The sequence below is a fragment of the Salinicola corii genome (assembly GCF_008298015.1).
Classification (GTDB): Bacteria; Pseudomonadota; Gammaproteobacteria; order Pseudomonadales; family Halomonadaceae; genus Salinicola; species Salinicola corii.
Genome location: NZ_VTPX01000003.1, coordinates 324,877 through 349,489, shown reverse-complemented (window position 1 = coordinate 349,489; position 24,613 = coordinate 324,877). Strand labels below are relative to the sequence as shown.

Annotated in this window: 19 protein-coding genes; 9 read left to right on the top strand and 10 right to left on the bottom strand. The window is 63.2% G+C overall.

All coding sequences use genetic code 11. The features are described 5' to 3' along the window. The first annotated feature begins 73 nt into the window (after nt 1–73). Complete coding sequence (gene galU / locus F0A16_RS08100) at nt 74–961, top strand: UTP--glucose-1-phosphate uridylyltransferase GalU (RefSeq protein ID WP_149434869.1); 888 nt, start codon at nt 74–76, stop codon at nt 959–961. A 4-nt stretch (nt 962–965) separates the two neighbouring features. After that, on the top strand, nt 966–2,246 hold the full coding sequence (locus F0A16_RS08095) for a nucleotide sugar dehydrogenase (RefSeq protein ID WP_149434868.1): 1,281 nt from the start codon (nt 966–968) through the stop codon (nt 2,244–2,246). Nucleotides 2,247–2,293: 47 nt separating this feature from the next. On the opposite strand, the gene F0A16_RS08090 is transcribed toward F0A16_RS08095, so the two are convergent. Beyond that, complete coding sequence (locus F0A16_RS08090; protein ID WP_187775942.1) at nt 2,294–2,878, bottom strand: Fe-Mn family superoxide dismutase; 585 nt, start codon at nt 2,876–2,878, stop codon at nt 2,294–2,296. 386 nt (nt 2,879–3,264) lie between these two features. Between F0A16_RS08090 and F0A16_RS08085 the strand changes: the two genes are divergently transcribed. From F0A16_RS08085 to msrA, 4 genes are all read left to right on the top strand, one after another. Then, a complete protein-coding gene (locus tag F0A16_RS08085; protein ID WP_149434866.1) occupies nt 3,265–4,209 on the top strand; it encodes a coiled-coil domain-containing protein in 945 nt (314 codons plus the stop codon). A 4-nt stretch (nt 4,210–4,213) separates the two neighbouring features. Continuing rightward, complete coding sequence (gene tamA / locus F0A16_RS08080) at nt 4,214–6,055, top strand: autotransporter assembly complex protein TamA (protein ID WP_149434865.1); 1,842 nt, start codon at nt 4,214–4,216, stop codon at nt 6,053–6,055. After that, the gene (tamB, locus tag F0A16_RS08075) at nt 6,019–10,170 is read left to right on the top strand and encodes an autotransporter assembly complex protein TamB (protein WP_239023756.1); all 4,152 of its coding nucleotides are present in this window, start codon (nt 6,019–6,021) and stop codon (nt 10,168–10,170) included. The genes tamA and tamB overlap by 37 nt, the downstream gene beginning before the upstream one ends. 68 nt (nt 10,171–10,238) lie before the next feature. Further along, the gene (gene msrA / locus F0A16_RS08070) at nt 10,239–10,877 is read left to right on the top strand and encodes a peptide-methionine (S)-S-oxide reductase MsrA (protein ID WP_149434864.1); all 639 of its coding nucleotides are present in this window, start codon (nt 10,239–10,241) and stop codon (nt 10,875–10,877) included. 56 nt (nt 10,878–10,933) lie between these two features. On the opposite strand, the gene F0A16_RS08065 is transcribed toward msrA, so the two are convergent. The 9 genes from F0A16_RS08065 to F0A16_RS08025 form a co-directional block, all read right to left on the bottom strand. Then, entirely contained in the window at nt 10,934–11,962 is a 1,029-nt protein-coding gene (locus F0A16_RS08065; RefSeq protein ID WP_149434863.1) for a hydrolase, read from the bottom strand. 7 nt (nt 11,963–11,969) lie between these two features. Continuing rightward, nucleotides 11,970–13,307, bottom strand: coding sequence for a Xaa-Pro dipeptidase (pepQ, locus tag F0A16_RS08060; protein ID WP_149434862.1), 1,338 nt, complete (start codon nt 13,305–13,307; stop codon nt 11,970–11,972). Continuing rightward, a complete protein-coding gene (locus F0A16_RS08055; RefSeq protein WP_149434861.1) occupies nt 13,304–14,242 on the bottom strand; it encodes a LysR family transcriptional regulator in 939 nt (312 codons plus the stop codon). Before F0A16_RS08055 ends, pepQ begins: the two co-directional genes overlap by 4 nt. Nucleotides 14,243–14,360: 118 nt before the next feature. After that, on the bottom strand, nt 14,361–15,416 hold the full coding sequence (locus tag F0A16_RS08050) for an ABC transporter ATP-binding protein (protein WP_149434860.1): 1,056 nt from the start codon (nt 15,414–15,416) through the stop codon (nt 14,361–14,363). Further along, nucleotides 15,413–16,429 (bottom strand): ABC transporter ATP-binding protein, encoded by a 1,017-nt coding sequence (locus F0A16_RS08045; RefSeq protein WP_149434859.1) that lies wholly within the window; start codon nt 16,427–16,429, stop codon nt 15,413–15,415. The genes F0A16_RS08050 and F0A16_RS08045 overlap by 4 nt, the downstream gene beginning before the upstream one ends. Nucleotides 16,430–16,433: 4 nt before the next feature. Further along, nucleotides 16,434–17,375 carry an ABC transporter permease gene (locus F0A16_RS08040; protein WP_149434858.1) on the bottom strand — a complete coding sequence of 314 codons (942 nt, stop codon included), beginning with the start codon at nt 17,373–17,375 and terminating at the stop codon, nt 16,434–16,436. Beyond that, nucleotides 17,372–18,418: an ABC transporter permease gene (locus F0A16_RS08035; RefSeq protein WP_149434857.1), complete on the bottom strand. Its 1,047-nt coding sequence runs from the start codon at nt 18,416–18,418 to the stop codon at nt 17,372–17,374. Before F0A16_RS08035 ends, F0A16_RS08040 begins: the two co-directional genes overlap by 4 nt. Beyond that, a complete protein-coding gene (locus F0A16_RS08030; RefSeq protein WP_420853072.1) occupies nt 18,415–20,004 on the bottom strand; it encodes an ABC transporter substrate-binding protein in 1,590 nt (529 codons plus the stop codon). Before F0A16_RS08030 ends, F0A16_RS08035 begins: the two co-directional genes overlap by 4 nt. A gap of 179 nt (nt 20,005–20,183) precedes the next feature. Continuing rightward, a complete protein-coding gene (locus F0A16_RS08025; RefSeq protein ID WP_149434856.1) occupies nt 20,184–20,828 on the bottom strand; it encodes a carbonic anhydrase in 645 nt (214 codons plus the stop codon). A 221-nt stretch (nt 20,829–21,049) separates the two neighbouring features. On the opposite strand from F0A16_RS08025, the gene gorA reads away from it, so the two are divergent. The 3 genes from gorA (at nt 21,050) to ectB (ending at nt 24,594) form a co-directional block, all read left to right on the top strand. Further along, a complete protein-coding gene (gene gorA / locus F0A16_RS08020; protein WP_149434855.1) occupies nt 21,050–22,411 on the top strand; it encodes a glutathione-disulfide reductase in 1,362 nt (453 codons plus the stop codon). A gap of 288 nt (nt 22,412–22,699) precedes the next feature. Then, nucleotides 22,700–23,278, top strand: coding sequence for a diaminobutyrate acetyltransferase (gene ectA / locus F0A16_RS08015; protein WP_149434854.1), 579 nt, complete (start codon nt 22,700–22,702; stop codon nt 23,276–23,278). A gap of 50 nt (nt 23,279–23,328) precedes the next feature. Further along, nucleotides 23,329–24,594: a diaminobutyrate--2-oxoglutarate transaminase gene (gene ectB / locus F0A16_RS08010; protein WP_149434853.1), complete on the top strand. Its 1,266-nt coding sequence runs from the start codon at nt 23,329–23,331 to the stop codon at nt 24,592–24,594. The last annotated feature ends 19 nt before the right edge of the window (nt 24,595–24,613 follow it).

Sequence of the window (24,613 nt, the reverse complement as noted above, 5' to 3'; positions counted from 1 at the left end):
GCTAGCAGAAGGATACGAAGTCGGGACACCGGCAATCGTTGATTTCATACCCAGGAAGGGAAGGACCTAAAAGATGATTCGCAAGGCCGTACTGCCCGTCGCCGGATTCGGCACCCGCTGTTTGCCCGCTTCCAAGGCGATTCCCAAAGAGATGATCACCATCGTCGACAAACCGGTGATTCAGTACGTGGTCACCGAGGCGGTAAAGGCGGGCATCAAGGAGATCGTCCTGGTCACTCACTCCTCGAAGAGCGCCATCGAGAACCATTTCGACAAGCATTTCGAGCTCGAGACCCAGCTCGAGGCCAAGGGCAAGAACGAACTGCTCGAAGAACTGCGCAACATCATTCCGGACGACGTCAATATCATCAGCGTGCGCCAGCCGGAGGCGCTGGGGCTCGGTCATGCCATCCTGTGCGCCCGCCCGGTCATCGGCAATGATCCGTTCGCCGTCCTGCTGCCCGATGTGGTCATCGACGACGACGGTATGTCCAGCAACGATCTCACCGGCATGATCAAGGCGTTCGACGACACCGGCAAGGCCCAGATCATGGTCGAAACCGTTCCCAGGGAACTGACGTACAAATATGGCATTGTCGCACTGGAGGGCGCCGAGCCCGCCGCAGGCAAGAGCGCACCACTGACCGGCATGGTCGAGAAACCCAAGGTCGAAGAGGCGCCGTCCACGCTGGCCGTGATTGGTCGCTATCTGCTGCCGGGCGAGATTTTTCCGATTCTGGCCGAAACACCCCCTGGCGCAGGTAACGAGATTCAACTGACAGATGCGATAGAGACGCTGCGCAAGAACAGCGGTGCGGCGGCCTATCGCATGCAGGGCCAGACCTACGACTGTGGCAGCCAGCTCGGCTATCTCGAAGCGATACTGGCCCTGGGGCGGAAGCATCCGACCTTGGGTGAGGGATTCCGTCAGTTGATTCAGCAATACGCGGCCGAGGATTAAGTCAATGCGCGTGGTCGTACATGGTAGCGAATTGGCCGCGGCAACCGCCGCCGCCGCATTGTGCTCGGTTGGGCATCAGGTTACCTGGATGCCACATGCCGATTTTCGTTGGGAGGACCTGGCGAATGCCGACTGGCTGATCAGCGAGCCGGGGCTCAAGGACCAGATTCTGGCCGGTGAAGACTCCGGCCAGTTGACGATCGTGGATGAAGTGCCGACCGATACCGATGCTGACGTCCATTGGCTGGCACTCTCTCCAGATCAACGGGAGTCGGCGGAAAGTTATGTCAAGCAGGTGCCGGGGCGCCAGAGCACGCCGCTGATCATCGTCAACAACTCCACGTTCCCGGTCGGGCAGACGGAGAAACTTGAGGCGTTGCTCGGACACGCCGGCCAAGTGGCCGTGGCGCTACCGGATCGCATCGAGGAAGGGCGTGCTTGGGAAACGTTCACCCGACCCGCGCACTGGTTGTTGGGCAGTGAAGACGAATGGGGTACCCGGCAGATCCGCGAACTGCTGCGGGCCTTCAATCGCCGCCATGAGGTATTCCAGTTGATGCCCCGGCGCGCAGCCGAGCTGACCAAACTGGCCATCAACGGCATGCTGGCGACGCGTATCAGCTTCATGAACGAGTTGGCAGGCCTTGCCGATTCGCTCGCCGTGGACGTGGAGTATGTGCGGCAGGGGATGGGGGCTGATACCCGCATCGGCTTCGAGTATCTCTACCCTGGCTGTGGCTTCGGTGGGCCCAATTTCTCACGGGATCTGATGCGTTTGGCCGACGTTCAGCACTCGACCGGGAGGGAGTCTCATTTGCTGGAGCACGTTCTCGACATCAACGAAGGTAAGAAAGAGACGCTGTTCCGCAAGCTCTGGAACCACTTCAAAGGGGAATTGGAAGGCCGCACCGTGGCCATCTGGGGGGCCGCCTTCAAACCCGGAACGGCGCGAATCGACCATGCTCCGGTCCTGACGTTGCTGGAAGCGCTGTGGGCTCAGGGTGTCACTGTCAGGGTCCATGATCCGGCGGCACTGCATGCGTTGGGTGAGCTCTATCCCGACCATCCGCAACTGGTGTTGTGCGAAGGCGATTTCTACAGCGCTTGTGAGGGGGCCGATACCCTGATGCTGGTAACGGAGTGGAAATGTTACTGGAACCCGGATTGGCGTCGGCTACTGCAGTCACTGAAGACACCGCTCATTCTGGATGGTCGCAACATCTACGACCCGGCCTACGTCGCCTCTCGCGGTTTTGTCTACCGTGGCATCGGCCGTCGCGCCTAGCCCCAAACGTCGGAGAATACGTGCCTCGCCGGCCCAAGGGCCGGCGTTCAACCGGTCGCTTCGAGGTTGAGTTGCGCATAGTCCCAGTTCATGTGGGGCCACAGCGCATCGAAATAGTCTCCGCAGCGTCCACGATAATCGATTCGGTACGCATCTTCGGCCAACGCAATGGCAAGCAGCGGAGCCGCTCCTACGGGGCGCTCTCCCGTTGGCGACGCCAGCAGTTCCAGATCGCCACTGGCGTCGACAGTCAGCCAGGACCAGCCCTCGGCGACGTCATGAACGTGAGCTCGCCATCGATACTGTAACGCTCCAATACCGCCGAAGGCCTGGTCGATTCGTCGTGCCAGGACAGCGGGTACCGCAACGCTTCCGGCGCTGAGACCGTGCCAGAAGAAGACCAGGTTCCAGGCCTCCTGCGCAGAACGGCGAATCGCGTTTCCGTCGTGCTCGGCGAGACTCGACAGAGAGTGCCCGTGTATCGTTGCGCCTCGAGCGTTGAGCGTATCGATATGGCGGCGATGGTAGTGACTGTAGAGCAGGTCGACCTGGGCCCGGGATACATCGGGCTCCAGTGAATGGCGCTCGAACGGAAGGGCGGGCAACTCGAATCGGGTAGCGAATTCAGGCATCGGGCTCATCGACGATAGGGGGAGAGAGGGCCACATTACGCTCCGCGGGTGGCGGGCATGCTACCGCGAACGCGACCTTCATCGCCAATCCGGCGATGGTGATCGGGCCGCTGCCACTATCACGCGAGCCGACCGCTGCCAAGCCTGGGTTTTATGCCGGCTTTCACGTAACGTGATCCCGTCAGCCGCCCGAGGCCAGCTTTTCGTGGCATAGTGGTTTCCATGACTGACGCGTCTGGACAGGCATCCGGGCTCTAGGCCCCGGATGCCGAGCCTCCTGTTCTCTCGCAGTATCCGCATCACTATTGGCAAGGTACACGACGGCAATGCCATCACAATCCGACGAGCATCGCGCATCCCCAACCATCGTTCCAGATCGAGACGACATGACGACACGCCGGTCGGGTGCGTCTCGTTACCCAGGGTCTCCCGGACGCGGCCGGCCCAGAGTGTGGCCGCTGTGGTTTCTCATTCTGCTACTGATTGCCGGAGCGGGCGCGGGAGGCTGGCAGCTTTTTCAGCGGCTGGAAGCACAGAGCGCCCAGATCGACAGGCTCAACCAGCGTGTCGATGCGACCGGATCGACACTGGACGCTTCCGGTGAAAGCTTGCGGGCCGAGTTCGATCGCTTGCGTGACCAGTTGGAAGCCACGCGAGCGGCGATAGGGAGCCTGGAAACGCGAGTGGCGGATTCCCAGCCGGACGACCAAACGACTCGGCAGATCGAGAAGTTGCAGGACTCCGATCGGAATCTGCAGGCATTGATTGGCACGCTGAAATCCTCGCTCGATGCCCTCGAAAGCACAGGAAAGGACGAGCGCGGGGCGCTGGCCGCCAGGCTGACTTCGCTCGAGGGTGGCCAGCAACAACAGAACGATCGCCTCGACTCGGTAGGGAATTCGCTCGATCAGCAGCAGCAGGCCCGTCAGGCGCTATCGGAGCAGCTAACAACCTCGCTCGAAAAGTTGCGTCAATCTCAACAAGCCCTTTCGCAACAGGTCGAAGGGAGCGACTCGACCGATCTGCGCGCTTCCGTCGCCGACCTCGAATCCCGTGTCGAGGCCCTTGCCAAAAAAGACGTGCCATCATCCGACGCCTTGAATCAAATTCGCAGCTCGATGACGGAACTTCGGCAAGGCCAGACGGCTCTCAATGCGAGTCTCGAGTCTTTGCAGTCACGTGTCGATGCGCTGCCCACGGGAGCGAGTACCGCCCAGATTCGCGAGCTCAGGGAGAGACTGGGATCTCTCGAGGCCAGCCGCTCGCAATTGACGAGCCGCGTGGCCTCCTTGATCACGGACGTTTCCGACTTACAGCGCGGCGGAGGTTGATGTAATGCGGCAAGTCAAGGTCCTACGGACGGGACTCATTTGCCTGGCGCTGCCTGCCGCAGGGCACGCCTGGGCACTCGATGTGACGGTCAAAGGATTGAGCGGGCCTCCGGCGGAGAACGTGATCAACATCCTGTCCGAACTCGAGCCCGACAGCCAGGCTACCCGGGAACGTCTGGACGGAGTCGTCAGGAATCGTGCCGAGCAGGCGCTACAGGCTTTTGGCTACTACAACGCCAAACTGGCTACCCATTACCCCGACACAGACAATCGTCAGGTCGTGATCGATGTCGAGCCAGGCGAGCGCGCCAAGATCACCCAGGTCGACGTTTCGCTGGAGGGCGACGCCAAGCAGGACGAAGCCTTCGAGCAGGTGATGCGTTCGAATCCGCTCAAGGTCGGTGATCCGCTGTTGCATTCTCGTTACGACGGTTTCAAGGGAAAGATGTCGACCCTGGCGCTGGAGCGCGGATACTTCAATTCTCGCTTCCGTCAACAACGGATCGAAGTGCGTCCCTGGGAGAATAGCGCCCGCATCTTCCTCGATCTCGACAGTGGTCAACGCTATCGATTCGGGCATGTGCACTTCCAGGGAAGCCAGATCGAACCGCGCCGGTTGAAAAACATGATTCCCTTCGAGCCTGGCGACCCGTATCTCGCTGGTGATCTCGCCACGCTCAACCAGAATCTCGGGCAAACCGACTGGTTCGCTGGCGTGGCGGTGCGTCCGCGGGTGAACGAAGAGGCCACATCCACCACCCCCAGCCCGTGGTGGAGCGAATCGACCGGACGCGACACCACGGCCGATCCGTCCAGCGTGCTCGGCGGGCCGGGACTGAGCATGGCGCGCGAGTTGACCGATAGCCGGCCCACGGTAGTACCCGTCGATGTCGAGCTGACACCGGCCGACCGCCATCAGTTCGAGGTTGGTGTCGGCTACGCCACCGACGTGGGCCCGCGGACCCAGTTTTCCTGGACCATGCCCTGGCTCAATCGCTATGGGCACAGCCTGACCAACTCGCTCTATCTCTCGGGCCCGGAGCAGCGCTTCTCGGGGGAGTACAGGATCCCGCTGGAAACGCCGCTGAGAGACAGCTATCGGGTTCGCTACGGCCTCAAGAATATCGACAACGAGGACACCAAGAGCTTCGAGAGCTCGGTGCAGGTGGCCCGCCACTGGGAGTTCTCCAACGGCTGGATCCAGGATCTCTACTGGCAGACCACCTACGAGGATTTCACCCAGGCCGACCAGGACGCTGCCGTGCTGCTGCTCTATCCCGGCATCAGCTGGTCGCGGACACGAAAACGCAACCCGATCTTCCCGAGTTGGGGCGACAAGCAGGAATTGACCCTGGAGTGGTCCGATCCTTCGTGGGGGTCGGATGCCCGCTTTGTGCGTACCACCTTCAACTCCCAGTGGGTTCGGATGCTCGGTAGCGAAAACCGCTTCGTCGGACGTATCGGTGGGGGCGCCATGGCCACCAATACCTTCGACAAGATACCGCCCTCGCTACGCTTCTTCGCCGGTGGCGACCAGAGCATACGCGGCTATTCCTACGAGAGCCTGTCACCGGAAAACGATGACGGCGAGCTGCTCGGCGGGCAGCACATGTTGACCAGCAGCGTCGAGTATCAACGACACCTTACCGGCAATTTCTGGAGTGCGACCTTCGTCGATACCGGCAACGCCTTCGACGAGTGGTGGCCCGATGAACTCAAGACCGGCGCAGGCATCGGCGTGCGCTGGATATCACCCGTTGGGCCGATCCGTTTCGATATTGCCCATCCGTTTGACGACGAGGAGGACTCTTGGCGTCTTCATTTCTCCATCGGACCGGAGTTCTGATTCGGCTGCTGCTGTTCCTGATCCTGTGGTTGCTGGGTCTGGTTCTGACGCTGGCCGGGCTGGGATTGTCTCCCTGGGGTAGCCAATGGTTGTTCGAGCAGGCCCAGTCGCGAGGCTGGGTCGAGGCACAACGTTTCGAAGGCGCGCCGCTCGATGAACTGACCGTCGAAGGTCTGCGCCTCTCTGCTGGCGCACTGGACCTGTCCGTGGACCGTCTCCACCTGGCCTGGGCGGACGATTGCCTGCTCAAGGGGCGGGTGTGTCTGGATGATTTGACGATCGCGGGCGCGCGAGTTCGGCTGGGCGAGAGCGAATCCCGGCCGCCCCCCGAGCCGGAAGCGGCCGAAGACGGTGGCATGCCGTCCATCTCCGTGCCACTGCCCATCGAGATTCGCCAGGTGCGCCTGGACGACGTCGGCATTCATCTCGCCGACGGCACCAACGTGCACTGGGATCATTTCCGAACCGGTGCCGAGATGTCCGGCAACCACCTGAAACTGCTACCGACGACTTTGGAGCGGACTCGCATCGCGCTTCCCGACACGCCGGGCCGGACGCTGGCAGCGCCCGACCTGGGAAGCGGGGTCTTGAGTTCGGATGCCATCGATGTGTCGGTCGCCATCAACACGCCCGCCGATGAGGGCGGTGCCAAACCCTCCACTCCGCTCACGGATTCCGCCGCGCCGCCCGACGACCCGATCGCCATGGCGCTGACGCCGTTGACCCTGGCAGCCGCTGCCAACGTTGCCGACGGCGATGCCGGGCAGACCGATGTGCGGGTCCAGAGCATCGAGCAGAGCCTGCGGGAGATCCGCGATCGGCTGCCCAATATTCAGGTGCCGCTGGAGGTCGAGATACCGGATCTGACGGTCAGCGACCTGCGACTCGAGGGACCGAGCCCACAACGTCTCGACAAGTTGACGTTGTCGGCTTCCGCGGTCGATCGTCGGATCGAGATTCACCGGCTGATGGTGGATGCGCCCGATGGTCATGCCGAACTCACCGCCAGTGCCGAGCTGGGGGGCGACGTTCCGCTCTCCCTGTCATTGCGGGGGCGCGTCACACGAGCGCCGGTCTACGGCCAGACGCTATCGCTCGACGCCAGTGGGACGCTGGCCGACCTGGATATCCGATTGCGCACGACCGGAAACGCAGAGGCGGCGGTCGATGCGAAACTCCAGGCGTTCGAGCCGGGGCTGCCGTTTTCGGTGAACGTCAACGCCGAACGGCTGCGCTGGCCGCTGGTATCCCGGCCCTTCGCGCCGCTCACCGACCTGGACGGCGGAGTCGATGAAGTCGCGATCCTGGGTGCCCGCGAGCTTCGCGGTATCCAGGGGACCGAGCAGCCCCCAGCGCAGTACCAGCTCGATCACCTCGCCCTGGATGTCGAAGGTCGGCTCGACGACTACCGCGCCAGCGTCGATCTTGCCGGTCAAGGAGAGGGGCTGCCCCCGGTGACGCTGACTGCCGCTGGTGAAGGGGACCTCGATCATTTCCGTTGGAAACCGATGCGGCTGGCGGCCAAGGGCGGCCAGCTCAATAGCCAGGGCACCGTACGCTGGACACCGGCACTCTCGGCCAGTGTGAATCTGGATTTCGAGCAGCTTCCGCTGGGGGCGTTCACCCAAGCCGTGACGGGGCAACTGAACGGCCAGGCACGCACGGCCTTCGCCATGCGTGACGACGGCGGCTGGCAGCTGTCGGTACCACAACTGACGATCGACGGCCGGCTGCAGCAGCGTGCGCTCAAGCTGAACGCGCGTCTCGACGGCAACAGCGACATGCAGTGGAACATCCGTGCGCTCGACTTTCGCCAGGGCGACAACCGGGTGACCGCCAACGGCCGCATCGACGACAATCTCGCCATCGATGGTCAGATCGACGCTCCGGCACTGGGCACGATCCTACCCGATCTCTCGGGCGCGCTGCGCGGCCACTTCCGGGGGCGCGGCACGCTCGAAAGGCCGCAGATCACGGTCGACCTGCAGGGCAGCGACGTGGGATACGCGGAAAACCGTCTCGACCAGTTGGCGTTGAAGGCCACTTCCACCGGCACCCAGGACCCCCAGTTCGACGTCGACTTGAACGCCAGCGGAATCCAGGCCGGCGGACAGCAGCTTCGGAGCGTCGATCTGGACCTCCAGGGGCGACTGTCGCGACATCAGCTTTCGCTCGACGTGAGCGGTGGCGAAGGTCTGCCGGTCGCCCAGGCTTCCGTGAGGCTGCAGGGCGGTCTGGACAGCGCGCTCCAGCACTATCGGGGCGCATTCTCTCGGCTCTCGGTGTCGACCGACTACGGAGACATCGCACTACGCGACTCGCTAGACTTCAGCGCCAACCTGACCAACTCCAGCGCGACGATCTCGCCGTTCTGCCTCGATCGCCAACAGGGGGGCGCGCTCTGCCTGGCCGAGCGCATGAACGCGTCGGCTGCACAGGGACGCGCGGCACTCTCGATCGACGACATCCCGATGGCATTGCTCAACGATTTCATGCCGAGCGGATGGCAGGTCGACGGCCAGACAAACGGCAATGTGATAGCCAGTTGGTCACGCGGCGGCCAGGCCTGGGCTGCCACGGCCGATATCGATAGCCGTGTCGATGTCCGTGGTGTCGACGCGCGCGGGGCTCCCTGGCGGGTGCCGGCGGCGGCGATGTCTCTGTCGCTGGACGCCAACCAGCAGCGAGCCCAGACGCAATTCGAGCTCCAACTGGAAAATGCCGGCCGGGTGCAGTTGCAGGCCCGGATCGACGACCCAGCGGGGCAAGGCTCGCTCCAGGGACGCCTGCAGATGAGCGACCTGCGATTCAGTCCCTATCGGCCACTGGTATCCGGGATCGATCAGTTGGAAGGTGCCATCAATGGCGACGTTTCGCTGGGTGGCACGATAGCGATGCCAGCCTTGAACGGCGACGTCACGATCGACGGTGTCAAGGCCAAGGGCGACATGTCGCCGGTGGCGGTGACCGATGGGCAACTGACGCTGACGCTGCAGGGCCAGTCATCGACCCTGCAAGGGTTCGTCCAGAGTGAAGATGGACGACTTGACCTGACCGGGGACGCCAATTGGCAGGAGCCCGGCAACTGGCGAGCCAATGCGGATATCGACGGCACCGAAGCCCCGTTGATGGTGGCGATGCCGGCCTACGGGCGCCTGCGGATAGCGCCGGACCTGCAGATTCGTGCGATGCCCCAGCGCTTGCAGGTCCGGGGGGATGTGAGCGTGCCATGGGCACGCCTGGAAGTCGGTCAGATTCCCTCGTCCGCGCAAGCGCCCAGCAGCGATGCCGTCGTGATTACCGAGGAAGAGGATCGGCAGCAGCAGGCCGCCGCCCAACAGAACGACGAAGGTGCCGGCACCGCCCAGGCCCTGGCCGATGCAGGGATGCAACTCGACGTCCGCGTCAACCTGCACCTGGGGCCCGACATGAAGCTGGAGGCCTATGGGCTCGAAGCTGGCCTCCGGGGAGAGCTACAGGTGCGTCAGGGCACCGGCCCGGTTCAGCTGTATGGAGACGTCAACCTGGTCGATGGTACCTACACCTCTTTCGGGCAGGATCTCATCATCCGGCAGGGCCAGGTCCTGTTCAGCGGCCCGGCGTCGCAACCTAGCCTGCAGTTCGAAGCCATCCGCAACCCGGACACCACCGAAGACAATGTGATCGCGGGCTTGCGGGTGACGGGCTCCGCTTCCGCGCCACGGCTGACGATCTTCTCCGAGCCGGCAATGACCGAGAGTCGTGCGCTCTCTTACATTCTGCGAGGTCGGGCGCCCGAGGACTCGGGTAGCGGAGACGATGCCCTGACTTCGGCCCTGATCGGGCTCTCGCTCTCTCAGACCGGCAGCGCCGTGGGGCAGGTCGGCCAGGCGTTCGGCGTTCAGGACCTGAGCCTGGATGCCTCGGGATCGGGCGATGACAGTCAGGTCGTGGTCAGTGGTTACGTCTTCGACGACTTGAAGGTGAGCTATGGCGTCGGCATATTCTCTCCCATCGCCGAGCTGACCCTGCGTTACCGCCTGATTCAGAATCTGTATCTACAGGCCGTTTCCGGGGCGGCGCAGGCCGTCGATCTGATCTACACCTTTAGCTTGGGTCGTGCCAACGGCACCTGACCCACTCAATCGACACTCCCGGCGTGCGCCATGACCGCACGCCGGCCTCGATCACTCGGAGGCAAGCCATGTTTCAACGACGTTCCGATTCGCTGCCGACCGCGGAGACGGCATTGCCGGGCCGCGAAACACCCATTCAGATCCGCGGGGAACATCTGCTCAATGGCGCTTCTATGCTGCCGCCGTTTCCGGCCGGCACCGAGCAGGTCGTGCTCGGGCTGGGGTGTTTCTGGGGCGCCGAGCGACTGTTCTGGGAACGGGATGGCGTGAAAGTCACGGCGGTGGGCTATGCCGGCGGCATCACGCCCAACCCGACCTACGAGGAGACCTGCACGGGGAAGACAGGGCATGCCGAGGTCGTCCTGGTCGTCTACGACCCGGCCCAGATAACGCTCGAGTCCCTGCTGGGGACGTTCTGGGAAGCCCACGATCCGACCCAAGGCATGCGTCAGGGCAACGACCTCGGCACCCAGTATCGTTCGGCGATCTACACCACCAGCGAGTCGCAGCGGGCGACCGCTGAGCAGAGCCGGGACGAGTACCAGTCAGCCCTGCAGGAGCAGGGGCTCGGGACGATCACCACCGAGATTCGTCCGCTGGAGACGTTCTACTACGCCGAGGAGTATCACCAGCAGTATCTCGCCAAGAATCCCAATGGGTACTGTGGCTTGAAGGGAACCGGCGTCACTTGCCCGATCCCGGCCTGATCGCAGGCCGGGATCCAGCCATCGGCGGAGATTCTCCGCCGCCGCTCCCGACCGCTCTATGGACAGGAGAGGTGAGAGGACGCCGCTCGCTCCTGCCGCTGCGGGGACCACTGCCGCAGTTGTCCTTCGACACGGCGGATCAACCAGGAGCGAAGGCGTCCGCCACGTCGCTCCACGTAACCGACGTGCCCGCCATGGCGGGCAATCTCGACCCGAACCGATGGCGAGGGCGGCGGTAGCCGCGAGAACAGATCCGCCGGCATGAACGGGTCATCCTCCGCGTGCAGAATCAACGTCGGCAGCTCTATCTCGCCTAGCAGCGGCCCCGCCGACGCCCGGCGATAGTAGTCGGTTGCGGAGTGGAATCCATGTAGTGGGGCGGTGACATCATTGTCGTAGGCCCAGAAGCTGTTCAACTGACGGATCTGGCCCGCGTTGATATTGAGCGGCAACGGTGTGGTCTTCAGTCGGATCAACACCTTGCGCTTGAGCTGGCGCAGCAGATACCGTTGATAGATGCGGGATATGCCTCGATTGAGGGAGTCGGCACTCGCGGCCAGATCCAGCGGTGCATTGATCGCAATGGCCCCTTCCAGGGGCAGGCCGTCACCACCTTGTTCTGCGACCAGCTTGAGCAGCATGTTTGCGCCCAGCGAAACGCCGGCAGCCACCATGACCGCCTGGGGGTAGCGTTGTGCCAGTTGCCCCACGATCCAGTAGGCATCGGCGGTATCGCCCGAGTGGTAAGCCCGTGGCAGCCGGTTCGGCGTCTGTCCGCAGCCGCGAAAATGCATCAACACGGCACGCCATCCCAATCTTGCCGCCGCATGGAGCAGTTCGCGGGCATAAGGCGAATCGAAGGATCCCTCCAGGCCGTGGAAAAGCAGGAAGATCGGTGCATCGTCTCGCGGCGGTGGTGGCCGAGCCCAGGCCAGCTCCACGAAATCGCCATCCGGCAGGTTTACGATTTCGATCTCTCGCTCTAGATCCCTCCCGGGTAGAATCCGTGGCAGCAGCGTCTGGATGTGAGCGTTTCGCAACCCCGCCGGCGCCTGGAAGTCGGCCGATACGATCGTGCTTGCCATGGCGTGCTCAGCCCTCGGCGATCAGTTTGTCTTGCGTCAGATTGTCATGGCCATCCGTGGTGACAATCACATTGTCCTCGATCCGGATGCCACCATGATCCTGCAGTCGATCGACGACAGACCAGTCGACCGCGTCACGCTGAGCGCCATGGCGGAATGGCGCCAGCAGCATCGGAATCACATAGAGCCCGGGTTCGATGGTGACGACCATGCCAGCGTCGAGGACGCGAGTCAGGCGCAGGGCAGGGTCCGCGGCCGGTGGCGGTAGCGGCGTTCCTCGATTATCGCGCTGGCGTCCACCCACGTCGTGGACCTGAATCCCCAGGCTGTGTCCCAGCCCGTGGGGACAGAACGCGCGGGTCAGGCCGCACTCCACCGCTGCCTCGGCACTGATCGATATCAGGCGTGTCTCCACCAATAGTTCGGCCAGATGTCGATGCATATCCCGATGCAGATCGACGAAGTCCAGGCCCGGGGCCAGGCGGGCAATCAGGCGCCGTTGATAGTCTTTCACGCCCTGGACCAGGCGCTCGAACAGCGGATCGGCGTGAGCGGAAGCCCAGGTACGGGTGATGTCCGCCGCGTAACCGGCATGGGCATGGCCGGCATCGACCAGCAGCGAGCGCGGTACGTCGGGCGCCTCCACGTCGTAGTGTTGATAGTGGAGGGTACCGGCGTGGTGATTGATACCAATGATGTTCTGGTAGGGCACCTGCGATTCTCGCTGACGAGTCGCGGCGAGATAGGCGAGCTGGATATCGAGTTCGCCGGCGCCATCGGCAAAGGCGGCGCGGGCCGCTTCGTGGCCCGCCAGTGCCCACTGATTGGCGACGAACAGGCAGTGGCGCTCGTAATCGTCCTTGCGCATGCGCAGTTCATCCAGCGCCGCCAGCAGTGCCGGTGGATTGAGTTCGGCCCCCAGTGGCATCGACGATGCATCCAGGTTGCCGATCACCGCCAGTCGCCGTGCGGAGATCTGCCGAGGGGGCGGCCAGCCGGTGTCACGCAACGGCTCCAGCGTCAGCATTTCCGCCAGCACGCCCGTCGGCGCCAGCGTGGCGAGATGCCAGAAGTCCGCCGGCGCGTAGTAATACCACCGGGGCTTGCTGCCCGGTTGGATCAGCAACCAGTCATGCTGGTGGTGACTCGCACCGGTCCAGTGGACGAAGTGTCCATAGCCCTTGAAAGAAGTCTCCTGATCGTCGGCAAAATGCACGCCAGCGTGGCCGCTGTAGATGAGAACGGCATCGAATCCCTGAGTGGCCAGGATGCTGGCGTAGGCCGCCTCCAGGCGCTCCAGGTGGGCGCGTTGGCGCGTCTCGGCGCTATCGGTTTGAGAGGTCATGGCGCGTTTCCTGTCGTGGGACTGGTCATCTGGCCGGAAGCCAGCTGCTTCAGCAGCCCCGGCAGCGAGGGATGACGGTTATCGTGACGAAAATAGAGGCGTAGCGACAGCGGCACGTCCCAGCGCTGGTCGCCGGCTCGAGTCAGTTCGCCAGTTTCGAGCAGATGATGAACCGTACGCCAGGGTAGCCATCCGAGACCATACCCCTGTTGTACCAGTTCGCGGATGTTGGATGTCTGGACGTTTTCGTTGAGCGTGGTGAGGTGGACCTCTTGCCGAGAACGCCCCCAGTGGGCCTGTAGCGCCGCCGCGATCAGCCCGCTGGGGTGATAGGCGATGTGCGGTACCGGCTCGCGCTTGCTGCCCGGCAGCATGAAGCGCGGCTGTCCATCGAGCGTGGCCAGGCTGACTGGCACCAGGCGTTCTTCGCCGATCTCGAGGTAGCGCACGCCACCGAGGTCGATATCCATCGCCGTGCGGCCCTCCGGCCAGTAGCACAGTGCCAGATCCACCTCGCCGCGTTCCAGCGCCTGGAAATACTCCCCGATCAGCCAGCTCGTGGCACGAAGATAGGGTTCGACCTTGGCCTTGAGCGCATTCGCCTCGAGCCAGCCCGGCACGAAATGGGTGACCAGGCTCTGCGGCGCTGCCAGCTTGACCCGCCGCGCGTCTTCCCGGTCGAGGTTGTTCAGCCGCTCCCGCGTCACCCGGACCCGCTCGGTGATCTGCTGACACAGGATCAGGAACTCTTCGCCAGCCGGGGTCAGGCTCAGCGGCAGCGTCTGGCGATTGATCAGCGTCGCCCCCATCGACTCCTCGAGCAGTTTGATACGCCGCGAGAAGGTCGGTTGGGTAACGTTCTGCTGATCGGCAGCGCGAGAAAAATGACGCGTTTCGGCCAGGACGATGAAATCCTCTAGCCAACGTAGTTCCATGGGTTTCTCTGTCGTGAATCCTGCTGTTGCGCGGCACCGGTCAGCGAATTGGCATGGCCTCGCATCGATCCGGCACAGCCTACCCGATGGGCCCGGGGGCGACTATTGGAGACCTTCATCAGATTCGCCCCTCCTCGACGGCATGGCAGGCGACCCGCTGGCCACCGGGCAATGCCCGTGGCAGCGGGCGCTCGCGTTGGCAGCGGCTGTTGGCGTGCGGGCAACGGGCCCGAAACACACAGCCGTCCGGCGGCTCGACCGGCATCGAGGCTTCACCGTTCAGGCGCAGCGGCGGGGCATGCCCGTCCTGCAGGCGAGGGCTCGCTGCCAGCAGCGCTCGGGTATAGGGATGACGGGGGCGGGTGAACAGGCTATCGGCATCCGCCAGTTCACAGATCGTGCCCAGATACATCACCGCGACTCGCGTGGCGAAGTGTTCGACGACCGCCAGATCGTGGGTGATGAACAGATAGGTCAAACGACGTTCGGCCTGGGCGTCCATGAGCAGATTCAGAATCTGGGCCTGCACGGAAAGATCCAGTGCGGAGACGGGCTCGTCGGCAATGACGAACTCCGGGTCCACGCTGAGGGCCCGGGCGATGGCGATACGTTGTCGTTGACCGCCGGAAAACTCGTGCGCAAAACGCTCGCCCCAGCCGAGATCGATCCCCACGTCGGCCATTAACGCATCGGCTCTGTCGCGCACCCGGGCACGCGGCCAGTCGGCGTGGTGGAGGCGAATGGGCTCTTCCAGGGCTTGGCGTACCGTCAGGCGAGGATTGAGCGAGGCGTAGGGGTTCTGAAAGATCATCTGCAAGCGCCGACGGTAGGGCCGCCACTGGCTCGCCTTGAGGCGGTCGACGCGCTGTCCGTCGTAGTGAACCTCGCCGCCGCTGGGCGTCAGCAGCCCCATGATCAGGCGGGCCAGGGTCGACTTGCCGCATCCCGATTCCCCCACCACGCAGAGCGCGTCGCCGCGCTGAATTTCCAGATCGACGCCGTTGACCGCGTGAATTCGCTGACGACGCCAGGCGCGCGCACGCTTGTCGAACCGCCACGGCAGCAGGCGTTCCGGATGCAGCGCGAAACGCTTGCTGAGATCCTGGACCTTGAGCAACGGCGTCGCCGCATCGGCGGCACGACCGAGCGCCTGCAGCGAATCGGCAGGTGTCATGTCGTCTCCTCCTCGATGGGCAGGGTGGCTATCAGTTCCCGCACCCAGTGACAGGCGACCCGGCTCTCGCCGGACGCAACCGCCTCGGGAATCCGTTCACGGCAGTCCTGGCGGGGCAGGCCCTGCGGCGTGAAGCGGTAGCGACAGCGCGGATGGAAGGCGCACCCTCCCGGCACTTGGGACAGACTCGGCATGGTGCCGGGAATCTGTGCCAGCGGCTGTCTGGGCAGCGCCATCTGGGGCAGGGCGTTGATCAATCCCTGGGTGTAGGGGTGCTGGGCGTCGTTGATGATCTCCCGCGTCGGCCCCTGCTCGACGATGCGGCCCGCGTACATCACCAGCAGACGCTGCGTCAGTCGGCCGATGACCCCCAGGTCGTGGGAGATCACGATCAGGCTGACGTTGTGCTTCTCGCACAGTTGCTTGAGCAGGGCGATGATCTCCGCCTGGATGGTGACATCGAGCGCGGTGGTGGGTTCGTCGGCAATGATGATGTCGGGATCGAGCAGTAGCGCGATGGCAATGACCACCCGCTGACAAAGGCCGCCGGACAACTGATGCGGATACTGGGCGAGGCGCTGCTCGGGAGATGATATCTGGACCTGGCGCAGCTTGTGCAGCGCCACACTCCTGGCCCGACGGGAGGAGATCCGGCGGTGCGCCTTCAGGCTCTCGATCATCTGCTGGCCGATGGTCAGCACCGGGTTGAGTGTCGTCAGCGGATCCTGGAAGATCATCGCCACCCGATTGCCCCGGACCCGGCGCAGCTGGCGATCGGACAGCTGGGTCAGCTCGCGCCCCTCGAAGCGAACCTGGCCCCGGACGATGCGCCCTGGGCGGGAGAGCAGCCTCAGCAAACTGAAGGCGAGCACCGACTTGCCGGCGCCGGATTCGCCCACGATCCCCAGACGCTCGCCGCGATCGAGCGCGAAGCTCACGTCGCGCACCGCGCGGATCTCGCCGTGCCTCAACGGGAAACGCACATCGAGATGCTCCACTTCCAGCAGCGCCATGGCACTAGCCCTTGTAAAGACGGGGATTCATCGTATCGCGCAACCAGTCCCCCAGCAGGTTGACGACCAGCACCAGCATCACCAGCAACAGCCCGGGCAGCAGTGTGATCCACCAGGAGCCGGACTGCAGGTAGTCGAACCCGGACTTGATCAGCGACCCCAGCGAGGGCTCGGTCTCGGGCATTCCCAGGCCCAGGAACGACAGCGCCGCTTCGGCCATGATGGCATTGGCGATCTGGACCGTGGAGAGCACCAGAATCGGCGACAGGGTATTGGGAAGAATGTGCCGCCACATGATGCGATGGCCGGAGAAACCCAGCACGCGTGCGGCGTCGACATAGTCCTTTCGCTTTTCGGCCAGCACGCTGGCCCTCACGGTACGGGCATACTGCGGCCATTCGCTCAAGCCGATGATCGTGATCAGGATCGCGATGCCGTACTCGCCATAGAATGCGCCGCCGAAAGCCGCCTTGACCACGGCACCGACGATGATGGCCATCATCAGGGTCGAGAACGACAGCTGGATATCGGCCACCCGCATCAGCAGCGCGTCGACGACGCCTCCCCGATAACCCGCGAGCAGGCCCAGTGCCGTCCCCAGCAGGGATTGGACGAGCACCGCCCCGAAGCCGATCGCCAGCGAAACGCGAGCGCCATACAGCATGGTCGACAACAGGTCCCGTCCCTGGGCATCGGTGCCCAGCAGGTGGCCAGGCTCGCTGCCCGCTACCCAGAACGGAGGCAGCTCGGAATCGAGCAGGCTGATCTGGGCGAGGTCGTAGGGATTGCTCGGGGCGATCCAGGGTGTGAGCAGCAGCCCGACCATCAGTAACCCGAACAGCAGCAGACAGACCTGGGCGCGGCGGTCTCGCTGCAGCCGGTAGAGAAAATAGGAATCGCGGAAGCGACGCCACGCCGTAGACGGCGTGCCGTTCTCGAAACTCATGCGCTCCTCCCGCTCAGCGTTACCCGCGGATTCAGGACCCGATAGAGCAGGTCGACGAGGGTATTGGTCACCACGAACATCAGCCCGACCACCATCAGATAGGCGACGACCAGCGGCATGTCGGCCCGCTCGATGGCGTCGAGAAACATCAACCCGGCACCGGGCCACTGGAACACGGTCTCCGTCAACAGGGTGTAGGCCACCAGCGTGCCGATCTGGACGCCGCCGAGGGTCACCACCGGCAGCAGGGTGTTCTTCAGCGCGTGCAGGAAGTAGATCCGTGACGGTCGCAGGCCCCTGGCCCGGGCGTATTTCACGTAGTCCGACTCCAGCACTTCCACCATCTCGGCGTGGATCAGGCGAACGAACAGCGGCAGCATGACGAACGCCAGGGAGAGGGCGGGCAGCAGCAGATAGAGGAGCCCCTGCCACGAAGCAAAGTTGGTGTACCAGACTCCCCAGACATGGATGGGGTTGCCACGGCCGTAGGCCGGCATCCCGCCGTCGATGGAAAGCAGCTGGTTGAGCCACTGCCCCCATCCGGTATCCATGGGAAACAGCGTCACCTGGACGCCGATCGAGAAGAGCTGGATCAGCACCATGGCGGTCAGGAAGATCGGTACCGAGATACCGATCAGCGACAGCCCCATCAGCCCTCGCGATAGCCAGCTGCGAGGACGAATCGCGCAGAAGATGCCCATCGGCACCGACAGCAGCAGCGTGATCACGGCACTGGCGGCAACCAGCTCCAGGGTGGCCGGGAGGTAACGCGCGATGACATCGAGCGCGGGCTCATGAAAGAAATAGGAGTCGCCGAAGTTCAGCTTCACGGCGTTGCCGGCGAAGTGCAGGTACTGCATCCACAGCGGTCGATCCAGGCCGAGCGAATGTCGCAGCGCCGCCGACTCGGCGTCGGTCGCCGTCGGCCCCAGCATCTGCGGGACAGGATCTCCCAGGCCGCCCTGAACGGCGAATCCGATCACGCTGATGACGAACATCACCGCCACGGCCTGCAACAGCCGGCGCATCAGGAAGAATATCATCGGGGATGGACCACCACGTCACCCAGGTAGGGCATGTTCATGACGTTGAGCACCGGCGCGATATCGACGCGATCGGTCGCCGCCCAGGCGAGATTCTGCCAGTACAATGGGATGAACGGGGCCTGGTCGTGAATCTCCTGTTCGGCCTGCTGCAGCAGCCGGGCACGAGCCGCCGGCTGCGTGGTGAGGTTCGCCCGCTCCACCAGCGCATCGATCCGCGGATTGCAGTATTCGCTGGCATTGTATCGACCCGCGCCGGTATCGGCGTCGGGACAGAAGGTCAGGTACTCGAAGAAATTGGCGGAGTCGCCGGTATCCGAATACCAACCCATCATCATCATGTCGGCTGCGCGGTTGTCGTACTCGGCCCAGTACTGGTTCTTGGGCAGGGTCTCGAACTCGACAGTGACGTTGATCTTGGCCAGCATCGCGGCGATCGCCAGCGCCACCTGCGCCGTCTGGGCATCGTTGACATAGCGGTTGTTGGGAGCCATCAGGGTGACCGTGAAGCCATCGCCGTAGCCGGCTTCACGCATCAGTGCGCGAGCCCTGGCGAGATCGTGCCGTGGAGTCAGCGTCGGGACATGGCCCGCGTACCCCTGGGGCGACATCTGCGCCGCGGGGGTCGCAAACCCCTTCAGCAGGCGCTCGGCAATGGCGGTCTGGTTGACTGCGTAGGTGAAGGCGAGGCGCACGCGTCGGTCGCGAAAGGCCGCCACGCGCTGCTCGTTGAGCTGCAGCATGGTGATACGGGTGCCTGGCATGGTGACCAGCTCTATCCCTTCGGCGTGACGAAGCCGCTGGACCGCGTTGAAGGGAACCGGAGAGATGAAATCGACGTCGCCGGCGAGCAGAGCGGCAACGCGGGTGGCGTTCTCGGCGATGGGCGTCATCACCAGGCGGTCGACGTTGCCGGGGGAGTCGGTGTCCCAGTAGTCCGGGAATCGCTCGAACTCGATCCTGGCGCCGGGCTGGCGTTTCACGACCTCGAAGGGACCGGTACCCGACAGGTGACTCGAGGCGAATGAATTGCCGTTCTTGACGATCTCGCTCTTGTCGCGCCCCCTGGCCGAGGTGCCGGAGTAGAACCGGCTGTCCATCGGGAAGATATAGGTGGCCAGGTTGAGCAGAAGCGGGTAGGGCTGGCGAGTATGCAAGTCCACGGTGAACGCATCCACCGCCTCTACCCGGGTTATCGGCGCGAAGATGGCCCTGAAGTCCGGGCTCCGTTGCAACCGGTGCAGCGTCCAGACGACATCCCTGGCGGTGAACGCATTACCGCTGTGGAACGTTACGCCGTGGCGTAGATGGAAGCGCACCGTCGTGTCGTCGAGCCGCTCCCAGCGGGTGGCGAGGCGGGGTTCGAAATCGAGTTCGCGGCTCCAGCGAACCAGCGGGTCGAAGGCGAGGTGCGACAACTGAAGCATGCCGATGGAGAGCTGTTCTTGGATGTCCAGCGACACCGGGTCGGTATCGTAAGCCACCCTGAGCGTAATGGGCCTGTCGTCGGCCAGGGAGGTCTCCGTCAGGAGAGGCATCAGCAGCCCCCCGACCAGAAGGCCGAGCATGAACGTTGTGAGACGCATCGCGGGTTCCGCTATTGTTATTGAACGTCGTTACGGGATCGATCGGGCTAACGATAACGAGGAGCCTGTCGATCATCACCATACTGATAGACGATCGGCCAGCCCAATCGAAATCTTGTTACGCGCCATTCAGCCGCTGAATAGACGGCAATGAACGGCGCGTCGCGAACGTGGAGCGATCAAGTCTGAGCGGGAATGGTCGGCTGGATGCGGATGCTTCCCGTCTGGTCGGCACGGGACACAGTGCAGCCCAGATCGTTGACGCGACCGTCCTTGAGCCCGTAGACCCAGCCGTGCACCGATAAGGGCTGCTCTCGTTCCCAGGCCCGTTGGATGATCTTGGTGCGACACAGGTTGGCAACCTGCAGCCGCACGTTATGCTCACACAGCCGGTCGATCCGTTCGTCCAGCGAGAGCGGCTCCATCTCCGGCCCAAGCTGCTGATAGAGTTCGCTGACGCTGTTGAGCCAGTAATCGACGATGCCATGCTCGCCACCGGTGATCGCAGCCTTGACGCCGCCACAGCCGTAGTGGCCCACGACCATGATGTGCTTGACCTTGAGCACGTCGACGGCGAACTGGATGACCGACAGTGCATTCATGTCGTTGTGATAGATCAGATTGGCAACGTTGCGATGCACGAACACCTCGCCGGGTGGCAGGTCCACGATCTGATTGGCAGGAACTCGGCTATCGGAGCAGCCGATCCAGAGATAGTCGGGATTCTGCTGCTGGGAGAGTTGAGCGAAGAAGTTCGGATCGCGCTGCTGAATCCCGTCGGCCCAGCGCCGGTTCTGTTCGAGGAGAGTCTGGATATCGTTCATGACGGTAACCTGAGTGTGTGGTGGGGCGAACGTGTTGGTTCGCGATCGAATCAGCGATTCTAGGCCATCCGCCGATATTTTCGAAGCTGCCAGGATCGACCACGCGAGCGCTAGCGCCATAACACCAAAGCATTTTTTATATCACCCCGATAGTTTCGGACTTTTCCGACGCCGGCGCCGGGCTGGTATGATCTCCCCAACATGTCTCTAGGAGTCTCACAGTGGCGAATTACGATTACGACCTTTTCGTGATAGGGGCCGGGTCGGGTGGCGTCCGCGCCGCGCGCACCGCCGCAGCGACCGGCGCCAGGGTCGCCGTTGCCGAAGACCGCTATCTCGGCGGCACTTGCGTCAACGTGGGTTGCGTGCCGAAGAAGCTGTACTCCTACGCTGCCCACTTTCACGATGCATTCGAGGATAGCCGTGGATTCGGCTGGACGATTCCCCAGGCGCCGGCTTTCGACTGGGCGACGCTGCGTGACAACAAGGTCGAGGAGATCAAGCGCCTCAACGGCATCTACGGCCGCTTGCTGGAAGGTGCCGGCGTCAGGCTGATCAACGGTCGTGCCAAGCTCGTCGACGCCAACGCCGTCGAGATCAACGGCGAGCACATCACCGCCGAGAAGATACTGGTTGCGGTCGGGGGCTGGCCCTGGACGCCCCAGTTCGAGGGCAGCGAACTGACCGTCAACTCCAACCAGGTGTTCGATCTCGACAGCTTCCCGCGCCGTTTCCTGGTGCTGGGCGGCGGCTATATCGCCGTCGAGTTCGCCAGCATCTTCAACGGATTGGGGGCGGATACGCACCTGATCTACCGCGGCGGGCTGTTCCTGCGGGGATTCGACCAGGAAGTGCGCGAATTCACCCGCGACGAGATGGCCAAGAAGGGCGTCAACCTGCATTTCGAGGCCAACATCGAGCGTATCCGCAAGGTCGAGGGTGGACTCGAGGTCACCTTGACCAACGGCGAACGGCTCGAGGTGGACGCGGTGCTGGTCGCCACCGGCCGTCGCCCGCACCTCGAAGGTCTGGGGCTGGAGACGCTCGGGGTCGAACTCAACACCGATGGCACGCTCAAGGTCAATGATCGATACGAATCCTCCGTGCCCTCGATCCTCGGCCTGGGTGACGTGACCGGCGGCCCCGAACTGACCCCGGTGGCCCTGGCGGAGGCGATGCACATGGTCCAGCACCACTATGGCGACAAGACGCCGGGGCCGCTCGACTACCAGAACATCGCCACGGCGGTATTCTGCCATCCCAACATCGGCACCGTCGGTCTCACCGAAGAAGAAGCGCGCGAGCGATTCGAAGCGGTACGCATCTACAGCGCGGATTTCCGCCCGATGAAGCACACGCTATCCGGCAGCGACGAGCGTTGCCTGATGAAGCTGGTGGTGGACGATGCCAGCGATCGGGTGGTCGGAGCCCACATGGTGGGCGACGAGGCTGGAGAAACGATACAGGGCATCGCGATTGCCGTGCGTGCCGGGCTGACCAAGACCGACTTCGACGCCACGGTGGGCATCCATCCGACCGCGGCGGAAGAGTTCGTCACCATGCGAAGCGTCACGCGACGCTGACCGGCCTCGATCGGTGCTTGAGTCCAATGGCCGCCTGAGAAGGCGGCCATTGTCGTTTCCGGCCGGACGGCCGGCTCCTGCAGGTCGGAAACCCTCGAGTGACTGGCGTTCGATAATCCTCATTCACGCCACGTTTTTTCGGGGCTCGTCTAAACTTGATAGGCAAGAGAGCGAGAACAGCCATATAAATAATATTTATTGATTTGGCGCGGCAAAATAACCTGCCGTTTGAAGCATTTCTAGCACGCTGTTATCCTTGATCCCAATTTCGCCATAACGATGATGACGATGACCAATCCCAACCCGGCATTCACCCCCTCGGCGGACTTGGCGCGGCCGACCGTTGCCGACGCTGTCGTGGGCAAGCCAGACATGCCTCTGTTCATCCGCAAGCCTACGACCGAAGATGGCTGGGGTATTTATGAACTGGTCAAGGCCTGCCCACCGCTGGATGTCAACTCAGGCTATGCCTATCTGCTGCTTGCCACCCAGTTCCGCGATAGCTGCGCCGTGGCGACGACGGAAGAGGGCGAGATCGTCGGGTTCGTTTCCGGTTATGTCAAAGCCGCCACACCGGACATCTATTTTCTGTGGCAGGTCGCCGTGGGGGAGAAAGCTCGCGGTACAGGCCTCGCCCGCCGCCTGGTCGAGGCCGTACTGACTCGACCGGAGCTCGCCAGCCTGAATCACCTGGAAACCACCATCACCCCCGACAATCAGGCTTCGTGGGGACTATTCAAACGTCTTGCGGATCGCTGGCAGGCACCGCTCATCAGCCGCGAATATTTTTCGACCGACCAGTTGGGTGGCGAGCACGATCCGGAGAATCTTGTCCGGATCGGCCCGTTCGACCCGCAACGCATCTAGAGCGGATGACGATCCGCGCCTTATCAAGCATCGCCAACCAGGGAGGTTGTATGCAGACCCAGATTCTCGAACGCATGGAGTCCGAAGTCCGGACTTATTCTCGCTCATTTCCTATCGTCTTCACCAAAGCGCAGGGCGCGCGGTTGACCGCGGAAAATGGCCGCGAGTACATCGATTTTCTCGCCGGCGCCGGCACGCTGAATTACGGTCACAACCATCCGAAGCTGCAGGAAGCGCTGGTCGAGTACATCACGTCGAATGGCATCGTTCATGGCCTCGATATGTGGACCGCCGCCAAACGCGACTATCTCGAGACGCTGGAAGAGGTGATCTTCAAGCCACGCGGCCTGGACTACAAAGTCCATCTGCCTGGCCCGACGGGTACCAATGCGGTCGAAGCTGCCATCCGCCTGGCCCGTGTCGCCAAGGGCCGTCACAACATCGTCACCTTCACCAACGGCTTTCACGGCGTCACCATGGGTGCGCTGGCAACCACGGGTAATCGCAAGTTCCGTGAAGCGACGGGCGGCATCCCGACCCAAGGTGCCAGCTTCATGCCCTTCGACGGATACCTCGGCGAAGATACCGACACGCTCGACTATTTCGAAAAGCTGTTGGGCGACAAATCCGGCGGCCTGGACGTCCCCGCCGGCGTGATCGTCGAGACGGTGCAGGGCGAGGGCGGCATCAATCCGGCTGGCCTGGACTGGCTGAAACGACTCGAAAGTATCTGCCGTGCCCACGACATTCTGCTGATCGTCGATGACATCCAGGCCGGCTGTGGCCGCACCGGCAAGTTCTTCAGTTTCGAGCACGCCGACATCGTGCCCGATATCGTGACCAACTCGAAATCGCTGTCCGCCTATGGCCTGCCGTTCGCCCATGTGCTGATGCGTCCCGAGCTGGACAAATGGAAACCGGGCCAATACAACGGCACCTTCCGCGGCTTCAACATGGCCTTCGTGACGGCTGCCGCCGCCCTGCGACACTTCTGGAGCGACGACAGGTTCGAACGTGACGTCCAGAGAAAGGGGCGCATCGTCGAGGAGCGGTTTGCCAGGATTGCCGCCTCGCTGACCGAGATGGGCCATCCCGCGAGCGAGCGCGGCCGTGGCCTGATGCGGGGCATCGACGTGCGCGATGGAGACATCGCCGACAAGATCACGTCGAAAGCCTTCGAAAATGGTCTGATCATCGAAACCGCTGGCCAGGACGGCCAGGTCGTCAAGTGTCTATGCCCGCTGGTCATCAGCGACGAAGATCTGCTGGAAGGGCTGGATATCCTGGAGCGCAGCGCCAGGGAAGCCTTCGCTTGAGTCGTTCACCGATGTTTCG

Bases quoted from the DNA above. Each gene is read 5' to 3' on its own strand.
- galU (WP_149434869.1), top strand. From the start codon at position 74: ATGATTCGCAAGGCCGTACTGCCCGTCGCCGGATTCGGCACCCGCTGT.
- F0A16_RS08095 (WP_149434868.1), top strand. From the start codon at position 966: ATGCGCGTGGTCGTACATGGTAGCGAATTGGCCGCGGCAACCGCCGCC.
- F0A16_RS08090 (WP_187775942.1), bottom strand. From the start codon at position 2,878: ATGCCTGAATTCGCTACCCGATTCGAGTTGCCCGCCCTTCCGTTCGAG.
- F0A16_RS08085 (WP_149434866.1), top strand. From the start codon at position 3,265: ATGACGACACGCCGGTCGGGTGCGTCTCGTTACCCAGGGTCTCCCGGA.
- tamA (WP_149434865.1), top strand. From the start codon at position 4,214: ATGCGGCAAGTCAAGGTCCTACGGACGGGACTCATTTGCCTGGCGCTG.
- msrA (WP_149434864.1), top strand. From the start codon at position 10,239: ATGTTTCAACGACGTTCCGATTCGCTGCCGACCGCGGAGACGGCATTG.
- F0A16_RS08065 (WP_149434863.1), bottom strand. From the start codon at position 11,962: ATGGCAAGCACGATCGTATCGGCCGACTTCCAGGCGCCGGCGGGGTTG.
- pepQ (WP_149434862.1), bottom strand. From the start codon at position 13,307: ATGACCTCTCAAACCGATAGCGCCGAGACGCGCCAACGCGCCCACCTG.
- F0A16_RS08055 (WP_149434861.1), bottom strand. From the start codon at position 14,242: ATGGAACTACGTTGGCTAGAGGATTTCATCGTCCTGGCCGAAACGCGT.
- F0A16_RS08050 (WP_149434860.1), bottom strand. From the start codon at position 15,416: ATGACACCTGCCGATTCGCTGCAGGCGCTCGGTCGTGCCGCCGATGCG.
- F0A16_RS08045 (WP_149434859.1), bottom strand. From the start codon at position 16,429: ATGGCGCTGCTGGAAGTGGAGCATCTCGATGTGCGTTTCCCGTTGAGG.
- F0A16_RS08040 (WP_149434858.1), bottom strand. From the start codon at position 17,375: ATGAGTTTCGAGAACGGCACGCCGTCTACGGCGTGGCGTCGCTTCCGC.
- F0A16_RS08035 (WP_149434857.1), bottom strand. From the start codon at position 18,418: ATGATATTCTTCCTGATGCGCCGGCTGTTGCAGGCCGTGGCGGTGATG.
- F0A16_RS08030 (WP_420853072.1), bottom strand. From the start codon at position 20,004: ATGCGTCTCACAACGTTCATGCTCGGCCTTCTGGTCGGGGGGCTGCTG.
- F0A16_RS08025 (WP_149434856.1), bottom strand. From the start codon at position 20,828: ATGAACGATATCCAGACTCTCCTCGAACAGAACCGGCGCTGGGCCGAC.
- ectA (WP_149434854.1), top strand. From the start codon at position 22,700: ATGACCAATCCCAACCCGGCATTCACCCCCTCGGCGGACTTGGCGCGG.
- ectB (WP_149434853.1), top strand. From the start codon at position 23,329: ATGCAGACCCAGATTCTCGAACGCATGGAGTCCGAAGTCCGGACTTAT.